Annotated in this window: 14 protein-coding genes, 1 tRNA gene, 1 rRNA gene and 1 pseudogene; 15 read left to right on the top strand and 2 right to left on the bottom strand. The window is 46.8% G+C overall.

The window, feature by feature from the left end; translation table 11 throughout:
* The 10 genes and pseudogenes from BOCO_RS07425 to BOCO_RS00050 form a co-directional block, all read left to right on the top strand.
* Nucleotides 1-1,945: hypothetical protein (locus BOCO_RS07425; protein ID WP_158520370.1), on the top strand; the 1,945-nt coding region annotated here is incomplete at its 5' end.
* Between the two features lie 339 nt (nt 1,946-2,284).
* Nucleotides 2,285-4,519 (top strand): LPXTG cell wall anchor domain-containing protein, encoded by a 2,235-nt coding sequence (locus BOCO_RS00010; RefSeq protein ID WP_158520371.1) that lies wholly within the window; start codon nt 2,285-2,287, stop codon nt 4,517-4,519.
* 158 nt (nt 4,520-4,677) lie between these two features.
* The gene (locus BOCO_RS00015) at nt 4,678-6,702 is read left to right on the top strand and encodes a heavy metal translocating P-type ATPase (RefSeq protein WP_094722073.1); all 2,025 of its coding nucleotides are present in this window, start codon (nt 4,678-4,680) and stop codon (nt 6,700-6,702) included.
* A gap of 67 nt (nt 6,703-6,769) precedes the next feature.
* A complete protein-coding gene (locus BOCO_RS00020) occupies nt 6,770-8,227 on the top strand; it encodes an FAD-dependent oxidoreductase (protein WP_094722083.1) in 1,458 nt (485 codons plus the stop codon).
* Between the two features lie 99 nt (nt 8,228-8,326).
* On the top strand, nt 8,327-9,256 hold the full coding sequence (gene htpX, locus BOCO_RS00025; RefSeq protein ID WP_094722074.1) for a zinc metalloprotease HtpX: 930 nt from the start codon (nt 8,327-8,329) through the stop codon (nt 9,254-9,256).
* Nucleotides 9,257-9,414: 158 nt separating this feature from the next.
* A tRNA-Gly gene (locus tag BOCO_RS00030) sits at nt 9,415-9,488 on the top strand.
* Between the two features lie 138 nt (nt 9,489-9,626).
* Entirely contained in the window at nt 9,627-10,112 is a 486-nt protein-coding gene (locus BOCO_RS00035) for a hypothetical protein (RefSeq protein WP_094722075.1), read from the top strand.
* Between the two features lie 125 nt (nt 10,113-10,237).
* Nucleotides 10,238-10,435, top strand: a pseudogene (locus tag BOCO_RS00040) (tyrosine-type recombinase/integrase); the annotation flags it as partial.
* A gap of 401 nt (nt 10,436-10,836) precedes the next feature.
* The gene (locus BOCO_RS00045; RefSeq protein ID WP_094722077.1) at nt 10,837-12,423 is read left to right on the top strand and encodes a zinc ribbon domain-containing protein; all 1,587 of its coding nucleotides are present in this window, start codon (nt 10,837-10,839) and stop codon (nt 12,421-12,423) included.
* Nucleotides 12,424-12,479: 56 nt separating this feature from the next.
* Nucleotides 12,480-13,211, top strand: coding sequence for an alpha/beta hydrolase (locus BOCO_RS00050; protein ID WP_094722078.1), 732 nt, complete (start codon nt 12,480-12,482; stop codon nt 13,209-13,211).
* Between the two features lie 18 nt (nt 13,212-13,229).
* On the opposite strand, the gene BOCO_RS00055 is transcribed toward BOCO_RS00050, so the two are convergent.
* Entirely contained in the window at nt 13,230-15,305 is a 2,076-nt protein-coding gene (locus BOCO_RS00055; RefSeq protein ID WP_094722084.1) for a cation:proton antiporter, read from the bottom strand.
* Between the two features lie 323 nt (nt 15,306-15,628).
* Here BOCO_RS00055 and BOCO_RS00060 point away from each other — a divergent pair, with 323 nt between their 5' ends.
* The 4 genes from BOCO_RS00060 (at nt 15,629) to otsB (ending at nt 22,748) form a co-directional block, all read left to right on the top strand.
* Entirely contained in the window at nt 15,629-18,358 is a 2,730-nt protein-coding gene (locus BOCO_RS00060; RefSeq protein WP_211278664.1) for a cation-translocating P-type ATPase, read from the top strand.
* Nucleotides 18,359-18,538: 180 nt separating this feature from the next.
* A complete protein-coding gene (locus BOCO_RS00065) occupies nt 18,539-19,000 on the top strand; it encodes a nucleoside deaminase (protein ID WP_275542059.1) in 462 nt (153 codons plus the stop codon).
* A 188-nt stretch (nt 19,001-19,188) separates the two neighbouring features.
* Nucleotides 19,189-20,160 carry a ketopantoate reductase family protein gene (locus BOCO_RS00070; protein ID WP_094722080.1) on the top strand — a complete coding sequence of 324 codons (972 nt, stop codon included), beginning with the start codon at nt 19,189-19,191 and terminating at the stop codon, nt 20,158-20,160.
* A gap of 194 nt (nt 20,161-20,354) precedes the next feature.
* The gene (gene otsB / locus BOCO_RS00075; RefSeq protein ID WP_158520372.1) at nt 20,355-22,748 is read left to right on the top strand and encodes a trehalose-phosphatase; all 2,394 of its coding nucleotides are present in this window, start codon (nt 20,355-20,357) and stop codon (nt 22,746-22,748) included.
* Here otsB and BOCO_RS00080 read toward each other — a convergent pair.
* Nucleotides 22,726-23,484 carry a Sir2 family NAD-dependent protein deacetylase gene (locus tag BOCO_RS00080; protein WP_094722082.1) on the bottom strand — a complete coding sequence of 253 codons (759 nt, stop codon included), beginning with the start codon at nt 23,482-23,484 and terminating at the stop codon, nt 22,726-22,728. The two genes, otsB and BOCO_RS00080, sit on opposite strands and share 23 nt — an antisense overlap.
* A 460-nt stretch (nt 23,485-23,944) precedes the next feature.
* Between BOCO_RS00080 and BOCO_RS00085 the strand changes: the two genes are divergently transcribed.
* Nucleotides 23,945-24,476: ribosomal RNA gene (locus tag BOCO_RS00085) — 16S ribosomal RNA — on the top strand; the annotation flags it as partial.

The raw sequence follows: 24,476 nt of genomic DNA on the forward strand, positions 1-24,476 counted from the left end.
TGGGGTGTCTTCTGGTGATATGGATCCGAAGTTGTCAAATTTTGATACTCATGAGCGTTATGTGGGTAAGACGGATGGTAATGGTGTGATTAAGAATGCGCCGAATGCCAGTGTTTCTTCTGCTTCTGATGGGTTTTGGCGTGTGGTTGATAATGGTGGTGTTGTTACGCAGTTCCCTGTGGTTGATAACGCAGGAGTAGTAAATTATTACTTGTTACGGGAGATGGATTCTCCGTATTCTCGTGCGGATAATCCCTTGTATGATCCGTTGTATAATCCGTCTCCTGATGTGATTTTTGATTTGCCGTATCATACGACTAATAAGACTACTCAGTTAGATACAGTTACTGGTGTGCGGTCACCGGTTGAGGTGGCGGGTAATGTGTATCACCTTCATTTGTTCCCTAAGAATGTTGCTAAGAATGATTTGATGAAGACTGCCACGAAGGTAGTTGATGTTGATGGGAAAGATCGTGGTGCTTTGTATGCGCAGGTTGGCGATACGATTTCGTGGGAGGTGGATTATAGGTTATATAATGAGGCTTCTCCGGTTTTGGGTGATGGGAAGTTAGATATTAAAGAGATACAGAAGTATACCGGCAAGAATCGAAATGGTAAAGATTATGCTGTTGTGTTTGCTGATAGGTTGCCTTCTGGTTTGAAGATGTTGGGGGGATCTCCTGGTGTTGATCCAGTTCCGCAGGTGAAGTTGAATTGGCAGGATGCTAGTGGGGCAGCACATTCTGCACCTATCGACGCAAAGTACAATGCAGCAGAAGGAGAAATAGTTATTAGCTCTCGTCGAGATTCTCAGGGGAATTATGTAGTTGGAACCGGCATGAACTTATACAGAAATGTTATCAACAATGAACCTTGGTGGGATCAATTTATTTTTCCGTTTGCAAGTAGCTCTTTGGATTATTTTTTGCCCGATGATACCGATCCTCAGTTGAATGGTAATTTGTGGGCTTTTGCTTTGTCGGTTGGTGATTTTACTAGGGTTTTTTTGGATGAGTCGAGCGTGAGTGGTGTTTCTCATTTGTGGCTTTCGTGGACATATGAGACGAAGTTAACCGGTGGTGGTGGTGATTTTGTAGGACACAGGAGTGGTTTGCTGGTGAATGAGGTGGCTGCGGAGACTATTGATAGCATTCAGATTAAGGATGGCTCGTTGAGAGCTGATGCTGTTGTTGCTACACCTGGTTTGCAGTTCGGTAAGAGCAATAAACCCGAAGAAGGTGACCTTTTGGCATATGGAGCTCCGTATGCTATTTTCCGTTTGACGCGTCCTGAGGATCGTTATGGCTCTATGTCCTTCTTGTATGAGGATGGGAATTTTTATGATGCAGACAGTGAAGGCACTCCTCAGGGGCCGCCGAATGGGGTAAAGCCCGTGCAGGCTATGTCTACTAATTCTGGAATTGTGACTTTTGTTGGTATTCCGATAGTTAAGAAAGATCCTCGTGACCCGAATAGTCCTGGGAAAGTGACTGAGCTGAAGTTCGGCTTGTATGAGTATAAAGAAGCCGAGGTCACGCAAGGGATCGTGTATATTCGTCCTGAGCGAGTGTTTAAGTATGTTGATTTTAGTGAGTATGCAGGTAAAACTCCAGCTGAGTTAGTGAGAACCCGAGGTGGTAAAGGGGTAGCAGCAGATATCAACAAACTCGACTTCGGACCCTACCAGTGCCCTCTCTTGCTCGATGATCATGGGGTCCCTAGATTCACAGATAACAGAGGACAGCAAATTGATAAGGTTCTTATGAATTGGCGGCCTGGTCAGGCTGATCCAGGTAAAGTTGGTGCTTTGCCTTTAACTGGTGGTCGAGGTATTTTGAATATGCTGTTTGTGGGTATCGTGCTCATGATTATGGGTTTGGCATACCGGAAGTTAAAGCATGACAAGGTTCTTAGCTCTGGACCAGCTCATGCCGGCAAGCAGTAATCTTAAAATATGTCTTGAATCGTGTCAGATAGGGTTGGTTAGCTAATTACCTTCGGCAACATTTAGGTAGTGATGTCAATTTGAATCTTGTTGAAAAATTTCAACAGTAGATTCGTGTATAGTAATGAAACGTACCAAAAGGCTTCTTTTGAGCTAATAGTATTAGTAAAGTGTTGACTTAACCTGCTACACTGTAAAAAGTATTCGATTTTTCTTGCTCGCTTACTTAAATAAAAGGGGACAAAGGTACGAGGAAGCACGAAAATCGAGGATTTGAGTGATGAGTTGGGGTCTAAATAATCTGCCAACTGCATGAAAGATGTTAAAGAAGGGTGTGCTATGAGAGAGCTGTTGCTCGAACTTTCAGCTAAGGGCAAGGCGGGGTTGAAAATTGTTTTGCCTATCGTTATAGCAGCTGTGTTGTTTTTGGTAGTAGTGCCTACAACTCATGCTGATCCATCATCAACTATTGTTCCAGGGCCATCAGATACCTATGCTCCAGAAGATCAGTTTGTGCCAGATTATGAAACAAACAAGCCCAGTGTAGCAAAACTTACGTTGACTAAAATTCTCAATGATTTACAAGGGAAGAAAGCTTCTGGATCGAATAAAGATATTACTACTGTCGATACTCCGGGAGTAGGTGTCACTTTTTATTTGACACGTGTAACGCCTAAACCGTCTTTAGAACCAAGTGCTATGCAGCCTTCCAACCCCAATACCTTTCAAAGGTTAGAAACCTATGTCGGAACGACGGATACAAACGGCTTCATTAGGAATCCATCCAGTCCTTTTCCGCAGGGAAATGGCTATTGGAGAGGGAGTAGCGCTGATGGCAGTTTAACTGGTGGCATTATGAATTTCCCTGCTTCCAACGGTTCGGGAGGTTCCAACTATTATCTGTTGGAGGAAGATACGAGTAGTCGTAATCCTTATACAAATCCATCAAATTCGTTATTCGATCCTACATATGCAGCTGCAGAGCCTGAAATTTTCGATCTGCCGCATCAAACGTTAAATAGTACTAGCAGTAAGGACAGTGTTACTGGTGAGATAAAGCCAGCTCAGATTCGAGGAAGTGTCTATCATCTTCATCTCTTCCCCAAGAATGTTATTAGTAATGACCTAATTAAAACAGCCAAAAAGGTAGTAGATTCTGATAATATCCCCCGTGATTCATTGTATGCGCAGACAGGAGATACTGTCTCTTGGGAAGTTAAGTATAGAATGTACAACGATAAGTCTATCGATTTAGGAAATCGAAAGCTTGACTTAGCTGAAATTAATCAATTTGTGAACGATCCTGCAAATACAGGACCATTTATAGTAATGGCTGATAGGCTTCCTTCAAGCTTGCAAATGATGCAAGAGAGTCAACAGTTTACACTTCAATGGCAGCTGGCAGATGGAACAATAGAATCACGTGATCTCACCACGATGGTAAAGTACCGAGACCATATTGCTGATAATGGAGGAAAACCTGCAGGTGTTGGTGATAATGTTAGTAGGGATGTGATTGGGCCAGGAGTAGGTAGTGGAAATCTGCTGCCAACTGTTTCAGGAACTTCTTGTCCGGATCCAGCAAACGGTAATCCTCAGATATGTGGAAATTTATGGACTTGGGGTTTGGACCGACAAGCAGGTTCGTATATCATCGATCAGCTCAAAGATCAGCTTAAAGATCAGCCCAAAGATCAGCCCAACGATAAGGTTGCTGTCAATATTTGGTTATCTTGGACGTACAATACGAAATTAACCAGTAGCTATGGTGATTTGAATGCAAACAAGCCTGGTCTGTTGATAAATAATGTAGCTGCGGAGACTATTGATAGTAGAAAAAGTGGTTCCGGTGCTTTCAGGGCAAATGCATCTCTTTCTTCCCCTGGTTTACAGTTTGTAAAGACAGATAAGCCTGAGTCCGGAAGTGATCCGAAAGGGTTAGCCGGAGCTATCTTCCGCTTAACAAAGACTAGTGGTGATCAAACTTCTTATTTGTATAGTAATGGGAGGTTTTATCTAGATAATTCTCCGGATATTCCATCTGGGGTAAAGCCAGTCGAAGCTATGTCGAATCAGCAAGGAATTGTAACATTTGTTGGTATACCGATAGTAGGAATAGATCAGAATAATCCGAGTGGTCCCCAAAAAGTGATTCAGACGGGATTTGCGCTCAAGGAATATAAGGCTCCAGAAAAATTCCAAATTCCAACTCAAGCGTTTACTACTGTCGATTTTTCAGCTTATTCAGGCTTACCTGTGACGAGTTTAGCTAGAAGTCGAGGAGGCAATGGTATAACCGCTGACGTCAGTAGGCTTGCTTTTAACAGCTATGAAACACCTGGGATGAGACGGGTTGATGGCAGCTATGTCTTTAAAAATGCGCAAAATGAAGGAATTACAAAAGGTTTAGAGAATTTACCTAAAAATGAATGGGGAGGTAACTTGCCTCTAACAGGCGGACGAGGGATTCTGCTCATACTGATTGCGGGTGCGATAATCATGCTGATTGGCTTGTTATATAGGCGTCATCGGCGGAAGAAAGCGTTTATTTCTGAGTTAACAGATGAGAATTAGGTAAATTCCGTACTACAAGCTGAATATTAACAATTGTCGGGTGCACGAGAATCATACGGTGCATCCGACAATTCTTATATTTTAGAGATCCGTAGAGAAGCATCTCACCATGGAAAACTATGGTGCGTTTGTGCTTCTCATCTAAAAGTGGAGGTTCGATGAAGGCATTGCTCTCTTTTGCTCGGCATGTTCCCATGCTCTTGATTACCCTACTCTGCGGCATTGCGATGGCTGTTTTGTGGTCAGGACATCAGAATATTGCTCATTGGGTAGCTACTATTTTGCTTGCTGCAACACTGGTAGATACCTTGCGGGGGATGATAGACGACGTTAGACATGGGCATGTGGGCGTCGATATTTTAGCAGTAGTAGCGATGCTTTCTACTCTTGCTGTGAGAGAGTATTGGGCAGTTTGGGCTGTTGTGCTAATGGTCTATTCAGGAGAAGCTATTGAGAAGTACGCTCAGTCTAAAGCCTCTTCAAACCTAACAGCCCTTGTTGCTGCAGCTCCACAGAACGCTCACATTGTCAAAGATGGACAAGGTTCTGCTGAGGCATTGACTAAGAATGAAGCTAGTCTACAAAACTTGGATTGGAGCACTGAGACTGTTGACCAGGTGCGATTGGGAGATGTACTGGTTGTTAAACCAGGTGAAACTGTTCCAGTGGATGGTACATTAATCTCCTCATCTGCAACGCTCGATCTTTCTAATATCAACGGTGAGCCGGTACCGCGACAACTAACTGCAAACTCACCGTTGATGTCGGGGGCCGTCAATGGTTCAACAACTTTTTTGATGGAAGCAACACAGCTTTCTAGGAACTCACAGTATCAACGAATTTTGGAACTGGTTAAGTCGGCTCAGAGTTCCAGAGCAGCTGTAGTGCGAACTGCCGATCTACTGGCTGTACCATTTTCTGTTTTAGCGTTTATTATTGCAGGTGTAGCTTGGATAGTTTCGGGCGTTCCCACGCGCTTTGCTCAAGTATTGGTTTTGGCCACACCCTGTCCGCTCCTTATAGCTGCACCCGTGGCGTATATGGCAGGTTCTGGTCGGCTGGCCAAGGCTGGTGTGCTGATTAAAACTCAAGAAGTCATTGAGAACTTAGGACGTGTTTCTCATATTTTCTTCGACAAGACAGGGACACTCACGGTTAAACGTCCGCAAGTTACACGTTTGGACCTGCCTCAACAATCACCAGTGCATATGAGTAAGAATGAGATTCTAGCAATGGCAGGGGCAATAGAATCATACTCAGTCCACATTCTCGCCCAAGGTATTGCAGCAGCTGGTACTCTAGCTTGCAAGCACCTATTAGAAACTACTCAATCTGAGTCATCAGAGCATGCACAGACCACAAACTACCGGCCTGAATCCGTGCGTGAGGATTCCGGGCAAGGTGTTAGCGGACTAGTGAATGGACACCATATTAGTGTTGGCCGCTTAGATTATGTGCTTGATGGAGAAGAGCAGCAATCTCTAGGCAGGAGTAATCCTACTTTTACTGAGTTAGCACCTGATGAGATGGCAACCTACGTTTCGGTAGATGGCAAGCTAACAGCACGTATTGTCATGAAAGATGTGCCTCGACCTGATGCTGCTGAAGCGGTTCGTGAATTGCGCAATATGGGTATAAACCGCCTGTCTATGTTAACCGGTGATAAAGAAGAATCTGCTCGCATTATTGCAAAGCAAGTTGGTATTCCAGATGTTAGGGCAGGTCTCTATCCAGAAGATAAAGCAAGAATCATTGCAGAATCAGCAAAGCTTAATCCTAATAAACAGCCTTGGTGGGACCTCTTGATTTCTAAATTCATCGGCGAGTCAGTGACGAAGTCTATCACTATGATGGTCGGTGACGGGGTTAACGATGCACCAGTATTAGCAGCAGCAGATGTAGGAATGGCCATCACAGATGGCAGTACGACAGCTGCCTCAGAATCCGCGCAGGCAGTTATTATGAAAGATGATATTACCTGTGTCCCGCGTTCGATTGCTATAGCTCGTAGAACAAAGCGAGTTATGTTGCAGGCAGTTGTGATTGGGCTTTCTCTGGCTACCATAGGTATGCTAGCTGCTGCTTGTAATATGATTCCTGTAGTTGTGGGAGCATTTGCTCAAGAAGCCATTGATGTGGTTTCCATCCTTTGGGCTTTGACCGCTTTGATCGATAAAGATTAAACACGCATTACGTGGGGTCTGTTCTGATGAGTTGCTATGCGCTAGGCTGGAAAGCATGGATGCAAGCATGAACGAGAATAGTTTTCAACAGACGGAACGACTAAAAGTTGCAGTCATCGGCGCAGGCCCTGCCGGAGTATACGCTGCGGATATTTTGTTGAGGCAGCTTAAGGAACAAGGCAATGAACTCGGTATAGGCAGTGAAGCGCGTATTGACATCTTTGAAAAACTTCCCGTGCCTTTTGGCTTAGTTCGTTACGGTGTGGCTCCAGACCATCCCAGTATTAAGTACATAATTGGAGCGCTAGAAAAGACACTATCTAATCCAGATCTCCACCTGTATGCGGACGTAGAGTTTGGCAAAGATATTACCTTGGATGAGCTCAAAGACCGATATGATGTAGTCCTGTTCGCAACTGGTGCGAATGATGACCGGCCCTTGGAAATTGAAGGGCACGACTTAGCTGGGGTGCATGGGGCAGCCAAGTTCGTTGAATGGTACGACGGTTATCCAAATGCTCCCGAAAACTGGCCCTTGGAAGCACAGGAAGTTGCTGTTATTGGAGGCGGTAATGTTGCTATGGATGTGGCTCGTATCCTCATGCGACAAGCTGATGACTTACTGCCTACTGACATACCGAACAATGTCTACCGTGGAGCTCAATCAAACAAAGCACGAGTCCTGCACATGTTCATTAGGCGTGGGCCAGCTCAAGCAAAATTTGCTGTTCAGGAGTTGCGTGAGTTAGAAAAGTTACCTGGTGTGCAAATCATCGTCGACAATGATGATTTTGATTTGGATTGTGCTACTCTGGATCGGGCCAATGATGACAAGTTAACCCGGCAGATGCTATCTGAGCTCTACACCATTGTAAAGATGGCTCAGAAAATGGCAGATGAAGGTGGTACTGATTTTGAAGGTAATCCAGCTGACCGAAAGTATTATCTTCACTTTTGTCAGATGCCCGCAGCCATTGTGGGTGAGGACGGACATGTTTGTGGTATCCGAGTCGAGCGTACACAGGTAGATGAGGTTGGGAACATGAGTCCCACTGGGGAATACACTGTTTACCCAGTACAAGCCGTCTATCATGCTATTGGTTATAAGCCTGCACAACTTGAAGGTATCCCTTACGATCTTGACCAGTACACCTTGGTAAACGAGGGTGGCCGAATATACACTGCGCCAGCTGGGCAAGGAGGTCAGCATATACCCCGACTGTATGCTACCGGATGGGCTAAGCGTGGTCCTGTGGGTCTTATCGGATCTACTAAGTCAGATGCTTTGGAGACCGTGTCAAACATGCTGGTAGATTTGGCAGCAGCACCAAGACACGGGAAAGTGGCCACAGACCGTGACGAGGACTCGATTGACAGGCTCTTGTCTTCCAAAGGTATTCGGCCTATCGACTTTGCAGGCTGGAAGCGGGTAGATGCATATGAGCGTTCTATGGGAGACAAAGTAGGCCGTGAGCATATTAAGGTTACGGATCCAGAAGAATTACGTCGTCTAGCTCTTGGTTGATGATTGTTGCGTGTGAGGTACCGATTCGCTCAGATCGGGGGATGGTCTAACGGTGAAAAGTAGCTGGAAAACTCAGGTCCCCCGATTAGACTTTTGTTTATGAACGGCGAAATGAAAGTGCATGGTCACTACAACGGACTGAAAACCACCCTGCTCTTTGCTATCATGTGGGCTGTCATTATGCTGATTTGGTGGCTGACGGGTGCTCAATCTGGCACGCTGAGTATGTACATTATCATCGGTTTGGTAACGACATTTGCTTCCTATTGGTTTTCAGACCGTATTGCAATTGCCTCTATGCAGGCACGGCCTGTCTCTGAGCAAGAAGCGCCAGAGCTCTACCAGATCGTGCGTGAGCTCTCCAATCGTGCTGGCAAGCCTATGCCGCGCATTTACATAGCTCCTACTGATTCTCCCAATGCTTTTGCTACGGGGCGTAATGAGCGTCACGCGGCGGTCTGTTGCACTCAGGGTATCTTGAGGATGCTTAATGCTCGTGAAATACGAGGAGTTCTAGGGCATGAACTCATGCATGTGTACAATCATGATATTTTGACTTCGGCAGTAGCTTCTGCCATGGCTACAGTTATTACATATTTAGGCTATTCCCTCATGTATTTTGGTGGTGGTAATTCTCGTAATCGTGAGGATAGTTCAGGCGTGGTTGGTTTGATTGGTGTACTTGTTTCTTCGGTTTTGGCACCCATTGGAGCTTCTCTGATTCAAATGGCTATATCACGGACTCGTGAGTATGATGCTGATGAGGATGGCTCGCGATTAACCGGTGATCCTGAAGCTCTTGCCTCTGCGCTTCACAAGATAACTGTGGGTGTAAATGAGGATCCGATGCCCCAGACAGCAGGAACTCAGTCTGCTGCAGCTATGATGATTGCTAATCCTTTTTCAGCGCAAGGATTTAGTAGACTTTTCTCTACCCATCCTCCAACTTCTGACCGTATTGCTAGGCTCATGCAGATGTCTCGTGAAATGGAACGGGCACAGAGTTCTCAGTCTTCTCAAATTCGTTAAAGTAAGAAATGCTAGAGTTGTTGCATACGTTTGAGAGCGTAGGTGCCATTACGATTAACCGGTGACAGTGAATTCGCGTCCTGGCGTAAGTCCTGCTACTATGAATACCTGTATGTGATGCGAACCTGTTTATGGGGATCTGCAAGTACATGCCTTCTGCGGGCGTAGTTCATCGGTAGAATGGAAGCTTCCCAAGCTTCAGAGGCGGGTTCGATTCCCGTCGCCCGCTCCACTAAGGAACACGAAATGTCGGGGGAAACATGATGTTAGACAAGGTTGTATAGTCCTAGTTGGCAACAATATTGCCAACATTTGGCTTGAGCTGCGCCTATCGATCTTCAGAGAATGATTCATTTCTTAAGGAGCCCTTTTGGACTGGATAAGTGTGTTGAAAGTTGTGACGCCGAATCTAACCCCTATGTTGGTTCCTTTGTTGACTTTATTGATTAGTCTTTTCCAAGGCAAAGAAGAGAAACCTATAAAAAAGCTGGATAATTATGTCAGGTTACGGAAGCTTTTGATGGAAGCCAATTATGAAAGAAGCGATGCTCCGATAGAGGCAATCGATGCTGTGATTAAAGACCAGGCAGATAAGATTAAGAACGAGCATTCAGCTAGGTCAAATCGAGCAGTCAGCATGCCGGATTTCTTATCTGGGGTATTTGTGCTCTTGGTTGAATGGTTCATATCATACTGGATAGTTTACGGCCTCCGTAAAATCCCAGAATCGTTCCCTTTCTTCTTTCGACAGCTTCTATGGCTATCTGCTATTTTTGGCATGTTTATGGTGGTGATTATATCTGTAGAGGTAATAATGAGTTCCATATATAAGCAGGACGATAAAAACCTGCTGTGAAAGATTCAACGAAAGAGTAATGTTGTAGGGAAGCTGACGGTACATTAATATGAAGCTGAGTAGGGATTAGCGACTCTTTGAGAGGGTGTTGATTACCCGGGTCTGCCTGCGCGCCCTACCTCACCGGCCATGATCTGCGGTACACGGCAGCCTCCATATCAATCAGCATTGGGGTCAACGTGAACGTCATCCAGCGGATACTCGAACACAAGAGTTTCCAGATGACCCTCGACACATATGCTGACCTATTCGACACCTACCTCAGTAACGTGGCCCAAGTATTGATGGCCTCATCGAGCAGGCCAGAAGCGGCAACAATCTGACAACAGTACAAGAGAAAACCCAATGAGCTATAAAATGCTGTGTGCTTCAGAAGCGTTGCTATACCAACGATAACCGGTTATACGTGATTGGATGAGAAAGAGACGGTTCGGACCTACCCGGGTTCGATTCCCGTCGCCCGCTCTCTTGGTGATTGCAAATTACCGTTTGTAGGGTTCAAGCCTTGTCTACTGTTTTACAACTACTATCTATTTTCTCCGAAAATGCGAGTGCTGGAACAATGTTGCGGTTTCCTCCGTCTTGGCTTTAGGTGTTGGGAGAGACTTGTGTAAGCAAAGCATAAGGCAACGGATGGGGTAATGCGGGGTGGTGCTTGTAAGCGGTATCACCGAGTAATATAAGTATCAAGGTGGTTCGTAGCGGTAAACGCAAGGGTACGTTTATGGATGACAAAGAAAACCAAATTGATTCTGAACACAGCCAGCAAAATAGGCAGGTAGAACAAGCTAGCTCGGCTGGTAGTGGTCAACAGATGCTCATGTGTCCTCAGTGTGGCACAACCTTACCTGTAGGGAGCCCAGTGTGCCCAGTGTGCGGCAGTGCTCTTACCGGACAACCTGTTGCTCAACAGTCTTTCGCAGGTGACGAACCATGTTCCCAGCCCTCCGTGAACTCAGGCACTCAGTTGTCGCCAACGTCGTATTCTCAGTACAGGCAAATCCCGCAAGTGGAAACGCAGGTTCGTCCTTCGCTGGCACAGCAGGTTGCTAACAGTTGGCACACCCGTCATGGTCGTACAATCTGGATTATCTCAGTAGTTCTAGTTGTGCTGGCAGGCCTTGTATCTGTTATTGTTCCTAACCTCCAGTCCATTGCGATCACTCTTGGCTTGGGGCCTAAGAATCCGTTGGCGATCACAATGGAGTCCTTACGCCAGATTCCAGATGCTTCTTCGATGGGGGTAGACCTTACCATTCGGAACAGCAAGGAAGAACGACCAACTAAGATTAAAGGTTACTATTCTTTAGGTAATGACAGTGAGCAATCAGTTTTTGACTTTTCTCTCTACTCGAGGGACCAACAGCAGGGTCGTCTCGTTCTGGCTAAAGGTGGTTTTTATCTCGATGCGCAAAGCAACTACATGTATATAGACAGGGAAGATGTGGAGCACGCAATTGAAAATGTGAGATTCAACTGTCTGCCAGACAGAACTCAATCTGTCGTATGCTTTGATGGCAGTGCTCTGCTGAAGTTCAAAAAACTGCTTATCCAAGGAGGTCATTGGAATATCGACGATGCAGTAGATACGCTCCTAAATAGCTCGGACCAACTTCGTGAGCTCCATAAGAGCGAGGTAAAGAAAGATGATCGCTCTTCAGCCCGCAGTAGCAGTGACATGGAGGCAGTTCATCAGCAAGGCAGAGAGTCGATGGTTGCATTCGTAAGTAAAACACTAGAATCCAGGGAAGTGCAAGGTAAAGTTTTTCCTAACAGTAAGCAGGAGAAGACTGAGGATGGTAGCAAACTAGCCTATTCGATAGATGTAGAACAATTGATTCGTGTATACAGCCAGTATATGCTTGACAATCGCAACACCTACCCTGCGCTCAGCAATTACCTCAGTGATGTCCTATCTCAGGCGGGAATGTCTTATGATGACTTCTTCCATAAAGGCATGCTTAATGAAATTGGACGCAAAAGTGGTATTAAGTCCCTTAACGTTGTTGTAGAGTTAAACAGAGATACAACGGCTCAATCAATCGCATGCTCAGATGATAGCTCTGCTGGTTTTGATATTGCATTCAGCAATCTAGATAACGTAGACGTGAACCAAACTGATGTGGATAAGTTTATCAGCGACGCCCAGGATGGTATACCGCTTGCTTATTTGTGGGATAACCCACTGGGATCTTTGGAGGGTAAGCATGACAGGGGCGATCGAAAGTTTGGACGATTAGGTGGCTCGTTAAATGACTCTTCAGACGAGCTGGAAGATGACTTCTCGGACGATTCATTTCATTTTTTCTAGCTGTCATGCGCTATAAAAGTATGCAAAACAATAAAAAAGCGCTATCGTGTGGTGATATGAACCAAGACAATGTGAAAGACATAGTAGCAGCTGGAATCGTTGGTGATGCTCAGCGAGTTACTGAGGTTCGGTACTCACGGAAGGAAGGCAAGGCAAACCAGGCTAGACCAATGTTTGTCCTCTTACACGGTTGGGGATCCCGCGAGGATGATATTGCTGACCTTATGCGTTACGTGGCACCATATAATGACTATGTTGCTCTCCGAGCTCCAATGCAGGTGCCTGGCAGTGAGCAAGGAATGTTCGGTCCTGGCTTTACCTGGTTTCATCGTGCTTTGCCACAGGGGCGGGAATTAGATGCGGACGGATTTTCGGCAGCTACCGCCATTAACGAATGGGTTGCCACTCATATTCCGGCTGAGCGTGAGGTGGTCGTTATGGGATTTTCGCAGGGAGCAATGCTGGCGGCTCATCTCTTGCGTATCAATCCAGAACGGTACAGGGCTTCTATCTGTTTATCAGGTTTCTTAGCTCCCGGCTTAGTTGAGGGGACAGCTCCAGCTGACGATCGGCTAGTTTCTATGCAAAAACCAGTATTTTTGGGTTTCGGAAAAGACGATAGGGTCGTGCCTCCATATGAATCTCGGGCTTTTGCGGCTTGGCTGGATGAGCATGTTTGGCTGTATTCACGGGCATACGATCATTTAGGCCACTCGGTAAGCATGACTGAACTGGCAGATGTGCACCAATGGTTGGCTGACATTGACGTGACTTCGGGGCTTATGTAAAGCCGGTAGATAGGGGACCTATAAAACTGAATCGTTGTCTACTTGCATGATGTAGACATTGCGGCGTAAGTCGCGGGCCTGGCTGCGTGAAATCTCACCAGCTTCGACCATATCCTGGATGACAGAGAGCTCAATGGAGTATCCTTCTCGCATGATCTCTTCGGTTTTTCTGCGCAGTCCCGCCCCTCCTTCAATGCTGGTTTTACCTTGTGCAGAGGATTCAATGAGCTGATGATTGATGATGGTTGTTAACAAGTCCTCAGTTTTAAACCGCCCTTTGCCTAATTCTGCATAAAGCTGCTCTACGATGTGATGGTTAAGTTCGGCTTGTATGCTGCGTCCTGCCTGGAATACCTCATTGTCGGAAATATTTGGGGTCATGTGACGGAGTTTGTGAATTACGTGGCGGGTCAAACCTTTGATCCGCAACCAAGCAATGTGAGCGTGCCATTTGACATGACTGCTTTCATCAATATGTGCCAATGAGCTGGTAATGTGCTCAAGTATTTGTGTTGCTGCCTGTTCTTGCGAGTCTTTGCTGGGGGTTTCACTGTCAGGAGCTTGAGATTGGGCACTGTCTTCGTGTTGAATTTCTTCGAGTTTCTGCTCCATGTAAACCTGTTCCCACTGGAGGGTTTGAACGTATAATGCCTGAGTTTCTCCAGGATTGTATTGTCCAATTTGAGATTTTAGATGGGCTATCCGTTCATTGTAGAGGGTAAGAACGTGTTGTAAACCTAATCGTTTACCTTCGATTGAACGGCTCGATAGTTCTTGTACTGTGCGGCGTAGCACTTCGATTGATTTTTCAACTTGTGCGGTTTCTGGTTGCTCATTTTTAGCTGGTGCGAGTAGGGGGAGGCCAAAGTTTGCTAGCAAGAGAGTGACGATAATTACTCCAGCTGCAACGAAAATAATTTCGTTACGCATTGGGAAGGCTGCACCCGATGCAATCGTATATGGGATAGTTAGGGCTAGAGAAAGGGTGATAGTTCCTTTAGGGCCGCCTAAGGTCATCACAGCTGCTGAGCGCAACCGACGTTTGCTCATAGGTGTTCGCTTGCCAGTTTTGGGATTGACAGCAAAGAAAAGAACGCCGGTCACCCAGATAAAACGCACTACAATCACGGTGCACGATACTAAGGCAATAGCTGCAAGCAGAGTCAGGTTCCCGACCTTCCTATCACCCCAAGAGGTCATCATTGCCTCAGGTAGAAGCATGCCTAGGATAATGAAAACCGCTCCGTTAAGGCTGAAGGAGATAACCTTCCAAACTGAGCTGGAAACAATATTTGTCTTTGATGTATTTGGGCCCATACTCGTGTGGTCAAAATGAGTCATGAGACCAGTGGCTACTACAGCTAGTACACCAGAAACATCTAACCAATTTTCTGCTACCAGGTAGATGAGGAAGGGCAAAAACAGTTCCATGAGAATTCTGGTTGTCATTGATTCCCACCCCAAACGGCGGGCTGACTCAAATACCCAGTTGGTGATAATTCCCATAAGCGTGCCGAAGGCTATACCTCCGATAAACGAGATAAAGAAGCTACTGATAGCGTCTATTGGTGAGAAGGCACCTGTCACAGCAGCTAATATGGCGAACTGGAAACCAATAACACCTGTTGCATCGTTAAAAAGGCTTTCGCCGGAGAGAACAGACCGTTGCCGGCTACTTAAATCTGCTTCTTGTCCAATCGATGAGACAGCAACCGCATCCGTTGGGCCCAGAGCAGCACCTAAAGCTAGGGCAGCGGCCAATGGGTACATGGGCCATACCGCATGCAGGAGGATCCCTACCATGAGCATGGTGAAAGCTGCCAATCCGATGGCTAACGACAAGGAGAGATTTAAGGTCTTTGCGAGTTCGGCTTTGTTGATCGTATGTGCTTCGTAGTAGAGCAGGGGGGCAATAAACAAGACCATAAATAGTTCGGGATCAAGGCGCATTGGCGGGAAAAATGGCAATAAAGCCATGACGATTCCGAGCGCGATTTGAACAAGAGGTGTTGAAATCCGTGGTATAAACCTGCTTATGAAGGAGGAGATAAGCACGGCGGCCATAATACTGAGAATGAGTATGAGTATTTCCACTGGCATCCCTTCTTCCTATGTATTTCAGTTTTGTAAAAATAAGCTTGTATCTCTTACTTTATTGCATCCTCGTTTGTTCCCCCTCAGTGCGCGTTTTTGCCCTGTGCATAAGTACTATCTTCTAAGGTACAGGTTGGACGCTGCCTCGAACCCCAATGTGCCTAAGACTTTGACTGGCTAGCTACATAATCTTGTGACAGCTGTATAGCCACAAACGTACTTGTAATAATTATATGAAGTTCGGAATATGCGGGGAGCGAATTACGTTGATTACTGCATAAGCCACAAATAACAACACCGACCCAGAAAGGCCGGCATCCTGTATGACTAAAAACTTGCCTAATGTAAAACGGCCAAGTAACCAACAACTATCAGCAGTTCAAACGACTGATAATTCTCCTACCAGCAGGCAGCTAGGTACAGGAGAGATGCAAGCCAATCAAGAGGCTTCTTGGCATGCGTTACCTACACAAGAAACACTTACCCAACTCAAGACTGGACGTAAGGGATTAACTGCTTCCGAGTGCCAAAATCGTTTGGATCTTTTTGGTCCCAATGCCTTGGAAGGAGCCAAAGCTAAACCAAAGTGGAAGCTCGTTTTAGAGCAGTTCGCTAGTCCGCTGATTGCCGTCCTCATTGTCTGCGGAATTATTACGGTTTTCTTGGGTCACTATGTTGACGCCGCTGCTATTTTCTTGGTATTAATCCTCAATGCCATCATCGGCTATGTTCAAGAATCTAAGGCAGATAAGGCAGTTGAAGCACTGACTTCATTAGCTTCTCCTACGACGAGAGTTATGCGTGACGGTGTGAGCGCCACCATAGATGCCGCTGATCTTGTGCCAGGCGACATGGTATTACTCGAATCTGGTGACCGTGTACCTGCCGACCTTCGTTTGATTGAGACCCTTCACCTGAAAATTGATGAATCGATGCTTACCGGTGAAAGTGAGGACGCCCGCAAACAAACCGACGCTGTCCAAGCGGATGCTGCTTTAGGTGATCGGACGAATATTGCTTTTTCTGGCACCATGGTCACTTCAGGCCGTGGGCAAGGTGTCGTTGTTGCTACGGGTTCAGACACGGAACTTGGCGAAATCAATGATTTAGTGCATGTATCTAAAGGCATGACCCCCCTTCAGAAGATCCTGAAAAGAGCTGAAACTGGAATTGCAATTGCAGTTATCCTTGTAGCTGTATTCGTTTTTATCGGTGGAGCTATCTTAGAAGGAAATCCTGCTCAAGCATTCCTCTCAGCCGTTTCGTTGGTTGTGGCCTCCATGCCTGAAGCTCTACCAATTGTGTTGACTGTAGCAATGGCTTTGGGTGTTTCCCGTATGGCTCAATACAACGCTATAGTTCGTTCGCTCCCAGCCGTAGAGACACTAGGCTCTATTACGGTAATTGGCTCTGATAAAACTGGTACGCTTACGCAAAACCGAATGAGTGTCGAGCAAGTAGCTATCGGAGGTGGGCAGGCCCAGCAAGTCGAAAAACTGAGTGGTGATCCGTCTCAGGAAACAGCTTTCCGCTCATTGCTCAAGGCTGGTGCGCTTACCAATGAAGCTCATAGGGCAACTGATGAGCAAGGACGTACGGTCTACTCTGGAGATGCTGTCGACATGGCGATGGCAAGAGTGGCAGATGAAACAGGTATGGTTTCTCGAGAAGACCTAGGTTCTACCATAGAACTTCAAACCCCATATGAGCCTGAAATTTTGCATTCGATGACTATTCGTCGAAGTTCTGATGGTCGCCTAACCCAATATGTCAAAGGTGCTCCCGACGCAGTTATGGCTATGTGCCAGACTATGCAAGACAATCAAGGGCAGCCTGTTCCCCTCGACACTGACGCTATTCATGCTGCCTATGAGCAGATGGGTAGTCAGGGATTACGTGTCATTGGCGTAGCTAGTCGCTCAATTGATCCTGATGATGAACTTCAATCACATAAGCGCGCTCACGACATGACTTTCCTAGGATTGGAAGGCATGTTGGATCCTCCTCGAGAGGGTGTTCGTGAAGCCATTGCTGACTGCGCCCAAGCAGGTATTCGTGTCATTATGATTACTGGAGATCACCCGGTAACAGCGGCTGCTATTGGCCAACGGTTGGGCTTAGAACACACTGATCAGGCTCTGACTGGATCTGAGATGCTGGGAATGAGCGACGAAGTGTTGGCTGCACGCCTACGGGAGACCTCAATAGCAGCCCGTGTCTCTCCTCAGGATAAGTTACGCATCGTTGAAACATTGCAAGATCAAGGTGAAGTGGTGGCGGTAACTGGTGACGGTGTTAATGATGCCCCAGCGTTAAAGGCAGCTTCTGTTGGTATTGCTATGGGTGAGTCAGGCACAGATGTTGCCCGTGAAGCTTCTGATGTAGTTCTCACTGACGATAATTTTGTGACCATTACTCAAGCCGTTCGTCAAGGTAGGGTTACTTTTAAGGCTATTCGAGGGTCAGCTTTCTTCCTTCTAGCGACCGCTGCTGCTGCGATGATTGCAGTGGGTGTCAATGTTATAGCAGACATGCCCTTGCTCTTCCTGCCTTTGCAAATGCTATGGATCAACTTTGTAACCAACGGTGTGCAAGACATTGCTCTAGGGTTTGAACCAGGTGACGGGGATGAACTTAACTCTCCTCCGCGTTCAGGATCTGAAGGACTGCTCTCTTCTATACTTTGGGTGCGAGTAGCTGTTTGCGGCTTGTGGATGGCTACCTGTGTTTTGGTTCTCTTCCATATGTCAGTTATCAGCGGTATGGATTTGGCTCAAGCTCGCACACTGGCCCTGACTTTGCTGGTTCTCTTTAACTTCTTTGTAGCCATGTCTGCTCGATCTCAAAATAAGCTGATTATCCAGCTTAACCCTCTAGACAACAAGTTCCTTCTTTTGGCTTCCATTGTTGCTTTGGGTATTCATGCTGGGGCTATGTACTGGCCAGCTCTGGCAGGTGTGCTAGGTATGGCACCGTTGAGTCTGACCCAATGGGTCCTGTGCTTGGCTATTGGCCTTACAGTGCTTATCTTCAGTGAGGGCGACAAGAGTTGATTCGGCAAATTTTAGCCCGACATGGACACAGTCCGCGTTCAGCTCTGCGCCACACACGTCGGTCAATTGCAGCCATGCTGTATTCAAATAGCTGAGTTAATTCACTCAGCAGTATAAAGGCGTCATCTTCCAGGTGACGCCTTTTCTCTTTTTGAACTGGGTTTGTGACAAACTGAACTGGTGAAAAGTTTTCAGGGGCCAGCAAATTGGCGGTCAGCAATGGATCTGGCATTGGTCGAAGCTGCCGCCTCCGGCAGACAGGGTGACGTGCCTGTTGGTGCTGTCATCGTAGCCTCCGACGGTTCGAGCGTCATTGCTCAAGGGCACAATCAGCGCCAGGCCCAAGGTGATCCGTTAGCTCATGCTGAAATAGAAGCTTTGCGTGCAGTCAATTCATGGAACTTGGCTGATTGCACGCTTGTGGTGACCCTAGAACCTTGCCCCATGTGTGCTGGTGCTGCGCTAGCAAGTCATTTGGGCCGTATCGTGTTTGGTGCTTGGGATCCTAAGCTTGGGGCTTGCGGATCGGTTTGGGATCTAGCTCGTGATCCCCATATTGGACACCAGCCAGAAATTATAGGCGGTGTTGAAGAGGAACGTTGTTCAGCTCTTTTGCAGGAGTTTTTCTCTACAAAACGTTAATGTAGTGCTCGCTGCGCGCTCGCTTATATAATTTCGTCCACGATTCGGACATTCATAGCGCAGGTGTATCAATATCAGGCATACTCTCCATATGATCGTTGGACTTTTCACAGCATTGAGTGTGGAAATAGTAGAGCTGACGATAGGCCACTGTTAGTTTGTTCAATTGAGTGGAAAGGGGCAGGACGATGAGGTATGCGATGATTGGCGCTGGCGCGATGGGGTATCGATACGGAGTTCTGCTTCAGGAGCTGGCCGGAGTTCCTGTAGATTACATCGATACCTGGCAGCCTAATATTGATGCGGTACGCCAGCAAGGTGGTGTTTACGTTTCCAGGGACCATGCTGACCGTCATCTAGTGCCGATCAATATGTACACGCCTGAAGAATATGAAGGTAATCCAGATGTGTGGATGGTATTTATGAAGCAGATGCAGCTGGAAACGATGCTACAGCGTTGTGCACACCTTTTTAAAGATCACCAAGTGGTCTTTTCTGCTATGAATGGTTGGGGGCACTTTGAGAAGATTAACCAGTATTTCCCGGAGAATCGTATTTATGGTGGCACAGCTTTGGTAGCAACCGTATTGAACGGCCCAGGTGATGTTGACTTTATGGGTAAGGCGGGCGCTGGAACTATGGAAATGTGCGCTATGAACGAGGAGATCACTGCGGTAGAAGAAGCGCTGGCCGCTGATTTTCAAACTGCTGGCTTTAACCCTACCATTACGCAAAACTTTCATGGTACTTGCTTAGCAAAGATTATCTTTAATGCTGTAGCCAACACCATATGCACTATGTACCAAATAAGAATGGGCCAGTTTATTTCATTTCCAGGTGCACTGTCCATGGCTGAACAACTGATTAACGAGGCTTATGATGCTTGCGAACGCGCTGGTTACCAGATGACCCGTTCCCGGCAGGAGGAACTCAAAGCTATTGAAATTTCTAGTCGGGTTACCAACCCCTTGCATTATCCTTCAATGTATCAGGATTTAACGGCCGGACGCCCTACAGAAGTTGACTACATTAATGGTTATATTGCCCACCTGGGGCGGCAACACGATTACATTTGTCGAACTCATGAATTTTTAGTTCAGGGAGTGCACTTGGCCGAGCTTGCTTTTCGCATTCACACTCAGGAAGCCCAAATGCGTTAAGCCTGGGCAGCTGCTACAAGCCCTAATCGTTTACCTCCTGAGAGTGAACATTTCCTTTAGCTGTAGTATGGAATGAGTTGGGGGACTTTCGTTCTCTGGTTTACACTGAGAACCGTTGCGTAGTGCTTAAGGAAGGCCGGCAGGCCTGTGACCGTGTAGTAGACACGAGACCTATCTGGCGGAGTGGAGGTTTTGTGTCACGTCTGATTATTGTTTCTAACCGTTTGCCAGTTTCGTTGGATGCTACAGAAGACGGATCGTATTCGTTACGCCAAAATGTGGGCGGTTTAGCTACGGCTTTAGGTCCCTATCACAAAGCTCATCGTGATTGTCTATGGGTCGGTTGGTCAGGGATCAGTCCACATCAATGTTCGCAAGAGGACCTACAAGACATACAGCAAGCATACAAAGACAGGCGTTGTCTTCCAATTTTTTTGAGCCAAGAAGAGATTGATGGTTACTATGACGGCTTCTCTAACAATACGTTATGGCCACTGTTTCATGACTTTTCCCATGAAGCCCAGTTCAACCCAGATGACTGGGATATGTATCAAACGGTGAATAGACGGTTTGCTCAAGCTCTTGAGCCAATTATAAACAAAGATGACACTATCTGGATTCAGGACTACCATCTGATGCTTTTGCCTCAGATGCTACGGAAGCGCTTCCCTGAGGTGTCGATTGGCTGGTTCCTCCATATACCTTTTCCCAGTGAAGAAATTTTTAGATCTCTTCCGTGGAGTCGTGAGATCCTAGAAGGAGTCTTAAGTGCTAATCTATTAGGATTTCACACCACTGATTTTGTGAGCAGTTTCATAGCCTCAGTGGGCCGCATCTTCCCAGAATCCTCAGTAAACCAAGATGGTTTGATTGAAATGCCCGATGGACATCATGCTGCCGTAGATGCTTTTCCAATTGGTATCGACTACAACTTGTATGCCCGGACTTCACGATCAGGTTTGGCGCAAGACATGCGCCGTGGTATTGAATTTTCTGCGGGCAAGAGTAAAAGCCATTTCCACTCGTTTATGTCAGCTGAAGGCGATGCAGCTGCGGAAGCAGCTTCTCAAGAAGGAAGCTGGTGGAGTCACCATCACTTGGAAGACCAGCCAGAATTAGATCTGTCGAGATCGGCAACTGCTTCAATTAACCAGAAGGAAAACAAGATTATTGTTTCTGTGGACCGGTTGGACTATACAAAAGGTTTACCAGAACGGCTCAAAGCATTTGGTCTCATGCTTGAAAAGTATCCCGAATGGACGGGTCATGTTACGTACTACTTGCTCGCTACACCTTCTCGGGAAGACGTAGCATCCTACCGCGAGCTCAAGGCACAAGTCGATGAATTAGTTGGAAGGATCAATGGGCGCTTCTCGCTGTTAGCGTGGACTCCTATTCACTACATAACGCGTTCCTTGTCCATCAAACCTGTGTGCGGAATTTATGCGGCCGGCGATGTTGCCCTAGTTACCCCTCTACGTGATGGTATGAACCTGGTAGCTAAAGAGTATTTGGCCTGCCATGACGGGCGTGAGGGATCTTTGGTGCTGTCAAATATGTGTGGTGCCGCCGATGAATTGACTGATGCTTTTATCGTTAACCCTTACGATATCGACATGGTCTGTGAAGCCCTGCATAAGGCCTTGGAAATTAGTCCACAGGAGGCTTGTGCACGCAATGTGCGTATGCAAGCGAGGCTTAAGGTACGCACTGCTGCCAACTGGAGTCAGACTTTTTTGGAAACCTTACGCCAAGTTACCACAGCAGGTATGAGTGAGAAGAGAATACGAATGGACACTCGTAACGAGATGGTCGATGCATGGGAACAAGCAACATGTCGGCTGATACTCTGCGATTATGACGGGACCTTGACCCCGCTGGTCAAAAATCCTGATAGAGCCAGACCAACGAAGGCAACACGGCAAATGCTACAGGATGTAGCATCACAAGAGGGAGTGGATTTCTTCATTGTTTCAGGTCGCAATCATCAGACAATGGAAGAGTGGTTTGGAGATTTGCCGGTTGGATTGATTGCCGAGCATGGTGCTTGGTCTAAGGCTACGTCCGGCCCGGATGCTGGCATTTGGAAGCGTGCGCAAGGGCTTCCAGACGCTGAGTCTTGGCAACCTCAAATTAAGGCACTAATGGAAGAGGCAGTTCAGCGTGTCCCAGGTTCCTTTGTAGAAGTGAAGGCTGATGCTCTAGCTTGGCATTATCGCAAGAGTGATCCACGGTTAGCTGAGATTGAAAGAGACCGTCTAGCGGCTAAGCTCAACGATGCTGTATCGGGTAATGGATTGATGGTCATGCGCAACTCAAAAGTTCTGGAAGTGTGCCCAGTTGCAGCAAGCAAAGGTCAAGCTGTTAGGCCCCTGCTGGAGAGTGGAAAGTACGATTTTACGCTAGCTTTTGGCGACGATACAACTGATGAAACTATGTTTGCGGTCATGCCTCAAGACTCTTGGTCAGTAAAAGTAGGTTCCGGTGACACGAAGGCACGGGTGCGGATGCAATCCCCTTCGGCAGTTCAATTACTCCTACGTGATCTGGCTGCGGGCACGCATGTTAACGACGAGTATCAGCGATAGTTTTGTCTACCAGCTGGGGCAATGCATCTTGGATCGGTTCGTGAATAAGGTTCTGTGCAAGATAGTCATATTGGGTGTGCCCCAGATTCATAATGGTGATAGGAACACCTGCTTGAGCTGCAGCTGGTACGATCGAAGCTGCTGGGAAAACTTCTAAAGTTGACCCTATGACCCATAATTGGTCAGCTTGGGTGACTAATCGCAAACTTTTTTCCATTGCTCCGTCTGGCAAGGCTTCACCAAAGTAAACCACGTCCGTTTTAATGATCCCTTGACAAGGCATGTTGCCTTGATAGGGGAGCTGACGGTGGCAGTGGGGGTCGCTCTCTACGCTCAAACGTTCCATGATGCTGCTGGTCTGATAGAGAGCACCGCATGTAAGACAGTGTGAACCACCAATGCTTCCATGAAGATTGACAATGATGTCACTGCTGTTGCCAGCTTTTTCGTGTAGGGCGTCGAAGTTTTGTGTGGCAAGAAGGCTCAGTAATCCCGCTCGTTCGAGTTTGACGAGCGCTTGGTGTGCTGCTCCAGGTTGTGCGTTCCAAACGGGAGATTCCTTTTGCCATTTCCAGGAGTATTCTCTAGCATCTTTACTGTTGAGGAAGGCATTGAAGTCATATACCTCTATTTGGTCTGGGTGTTGAGTCCACACTCCTTCTGGCCCTCGGAAGTCGGGTATGCCGACTGACGTTGAGATTCCTGCTCCTGTTAACACTGCAATACTTGCGTTCATAGTTCCGTCTTACCATGCTTATTTGAGTTTTCGGGAGTGTTGTTTACAAAAAATCTATGACGACAGACAGCGTGATCGTGGTATCTGCATACATGGGTTAAAATATAAGATGTAAACGACACGCCGTTGAGGTGTTGTAAACATTGGATTTTACTAGAACTATCGAGAGCCGATTTGCGTTTTTTTGCGTATTTCGGTAAGTTTATCTCTTGCCGCTTGGCACGACATCTTCCGCTTCTTGCTTAGATGAACTGCTTATGCGTGGTGGTTTGAGAACTCAATAGTGTGTTTGTACTGCTTATTTTATTTTTTGATTGTCAGTCTGATGCCTGCCCATGTTTGTGGGTGCCTGAGAGGGTTTAATTGGTGTCGGGTTTTTTGTTTTGTGGGGCCAATCGTTTTGATTGGTTCTGTCAGTTTTATTTTTTGAGAGTCATGTTTTGACTGTTCACAATAGTTTTTTGTGGAGGGTTTGATTCTGGCTCAGGATGAACGCTGGCGGCGTGCTTAACACATGCAAGTCGAACGGGATCCATCAAGCTTGCTTGGTGGTGAGAGTGGCGAACGGGTGAGTAATGCGTGACTAACCTGCCTTGTACTTTGGAATAGCTCCTGGGAACGGGTGGTAATGCCGAATGTTCCACATGATCGCATGATGGTGTGGGAAAGGGTTTACTGGTATGAGATGGGGTCGCGTCCTATCAGCTTGTTGGTGGGGTGATGGCCTACCAAGGCTTCGACGGGTAGCCGGCCTGAGAGGGTGACCGGCCACATTGGGACTGAGATACGGCCCAGACTCCTACGGGAGGCAGCAGTGGGGAATATTGCACAATGGGCGAAAGCCTGATGCAGCGACGCCGCGTGCGGGATGACGGCCTTCGGGTTGTAAACCGCTTTTAGCAAGGAGCAAGCGAGAGTGAGTGTACTTGTTGAATAAGCGCCGGCTAACTACGTGCCAGCAGCCGCGGTAATACGTAGGGCGCAAGCGTTAT

It is taken from the genome of Bombiscardovia coagulans (assembly GCF_002259585.1).
In the GTDB taxonomy this organism is placed as follows: domain Bacteria; phylum Actinomycetota; class Actinomycetes; order Actinomycetales; family Bifidobacteriaceae; genus Bombiscardovia; species Bombiscardovia coagulans.

Excerpts from the sequence above, each read along its gene's own strand:
- BOCO_RS00010 (WP_158520371.1), top strand. The coding sequence starts at position 2,285 with ATGAGAGAGCTGTTGCTCGAACTTTCAGCTAAGGGCAAGGCGGGGTTG.
- BOCO_RS00015 (WP_094722073.1), top strand. The coding sequence starts at position 4,678 with ATGAAGGCATTGCTCTCTTTTGCTCGGCATGTTCCCATGCTCTTGATT.
- BOCO_RS00020 (WP_094722083.1), top strand. The coding sequence starts at position 6,770 with ATGAACGAGAATAGTTTTCAACAGACGGAACGACTAAAAGTTGCAGTC.
- htpX (WP_094722074.1), top strand. The coding sequence starts at position 8,327 with ATGAACGGCGAAATGAAAGTGCATGGTCACTACAACGGACTGAAAACC.
- BOCO_RS00045 (WP_094722077.1), top strand. The coding sequence starts at position 10,837 with ATGGATGACAAAGAAAACCAAATTGATTCTGAACACAGCCAGCAAAAT.
- BOCO_RS00050 (WP_094722078.1), top strand. The coding sequence starts at position 12,480 with ATGAACCAAGACAATGTGAAAGACATAGTAGCAGCTGGAATCGTTGGT.
- BOCO_RS00060 (WP_211278664.1), top strand. The coding sequence starts at position 15,629 with ATGACTAAAAACTTGCCTAATGTAAAACGGCCAAGTAACCAACAACTA.
- BOCO_RS00070 (WP_094722080.1), top strand. The coding sequence starts at position 19,189 with ATGAGGTATGCGATGATTGGCGCTGGCGCGATGGGGTATCGATACGGA.
- BOCO_RS00080 (WP_094722082.1), bottom strand. The coding sequence starts at position 23,484 with ATGAACGCAAGTATTGCAGTGTTAACAGGAGCAGGAATCTCAACGTCA.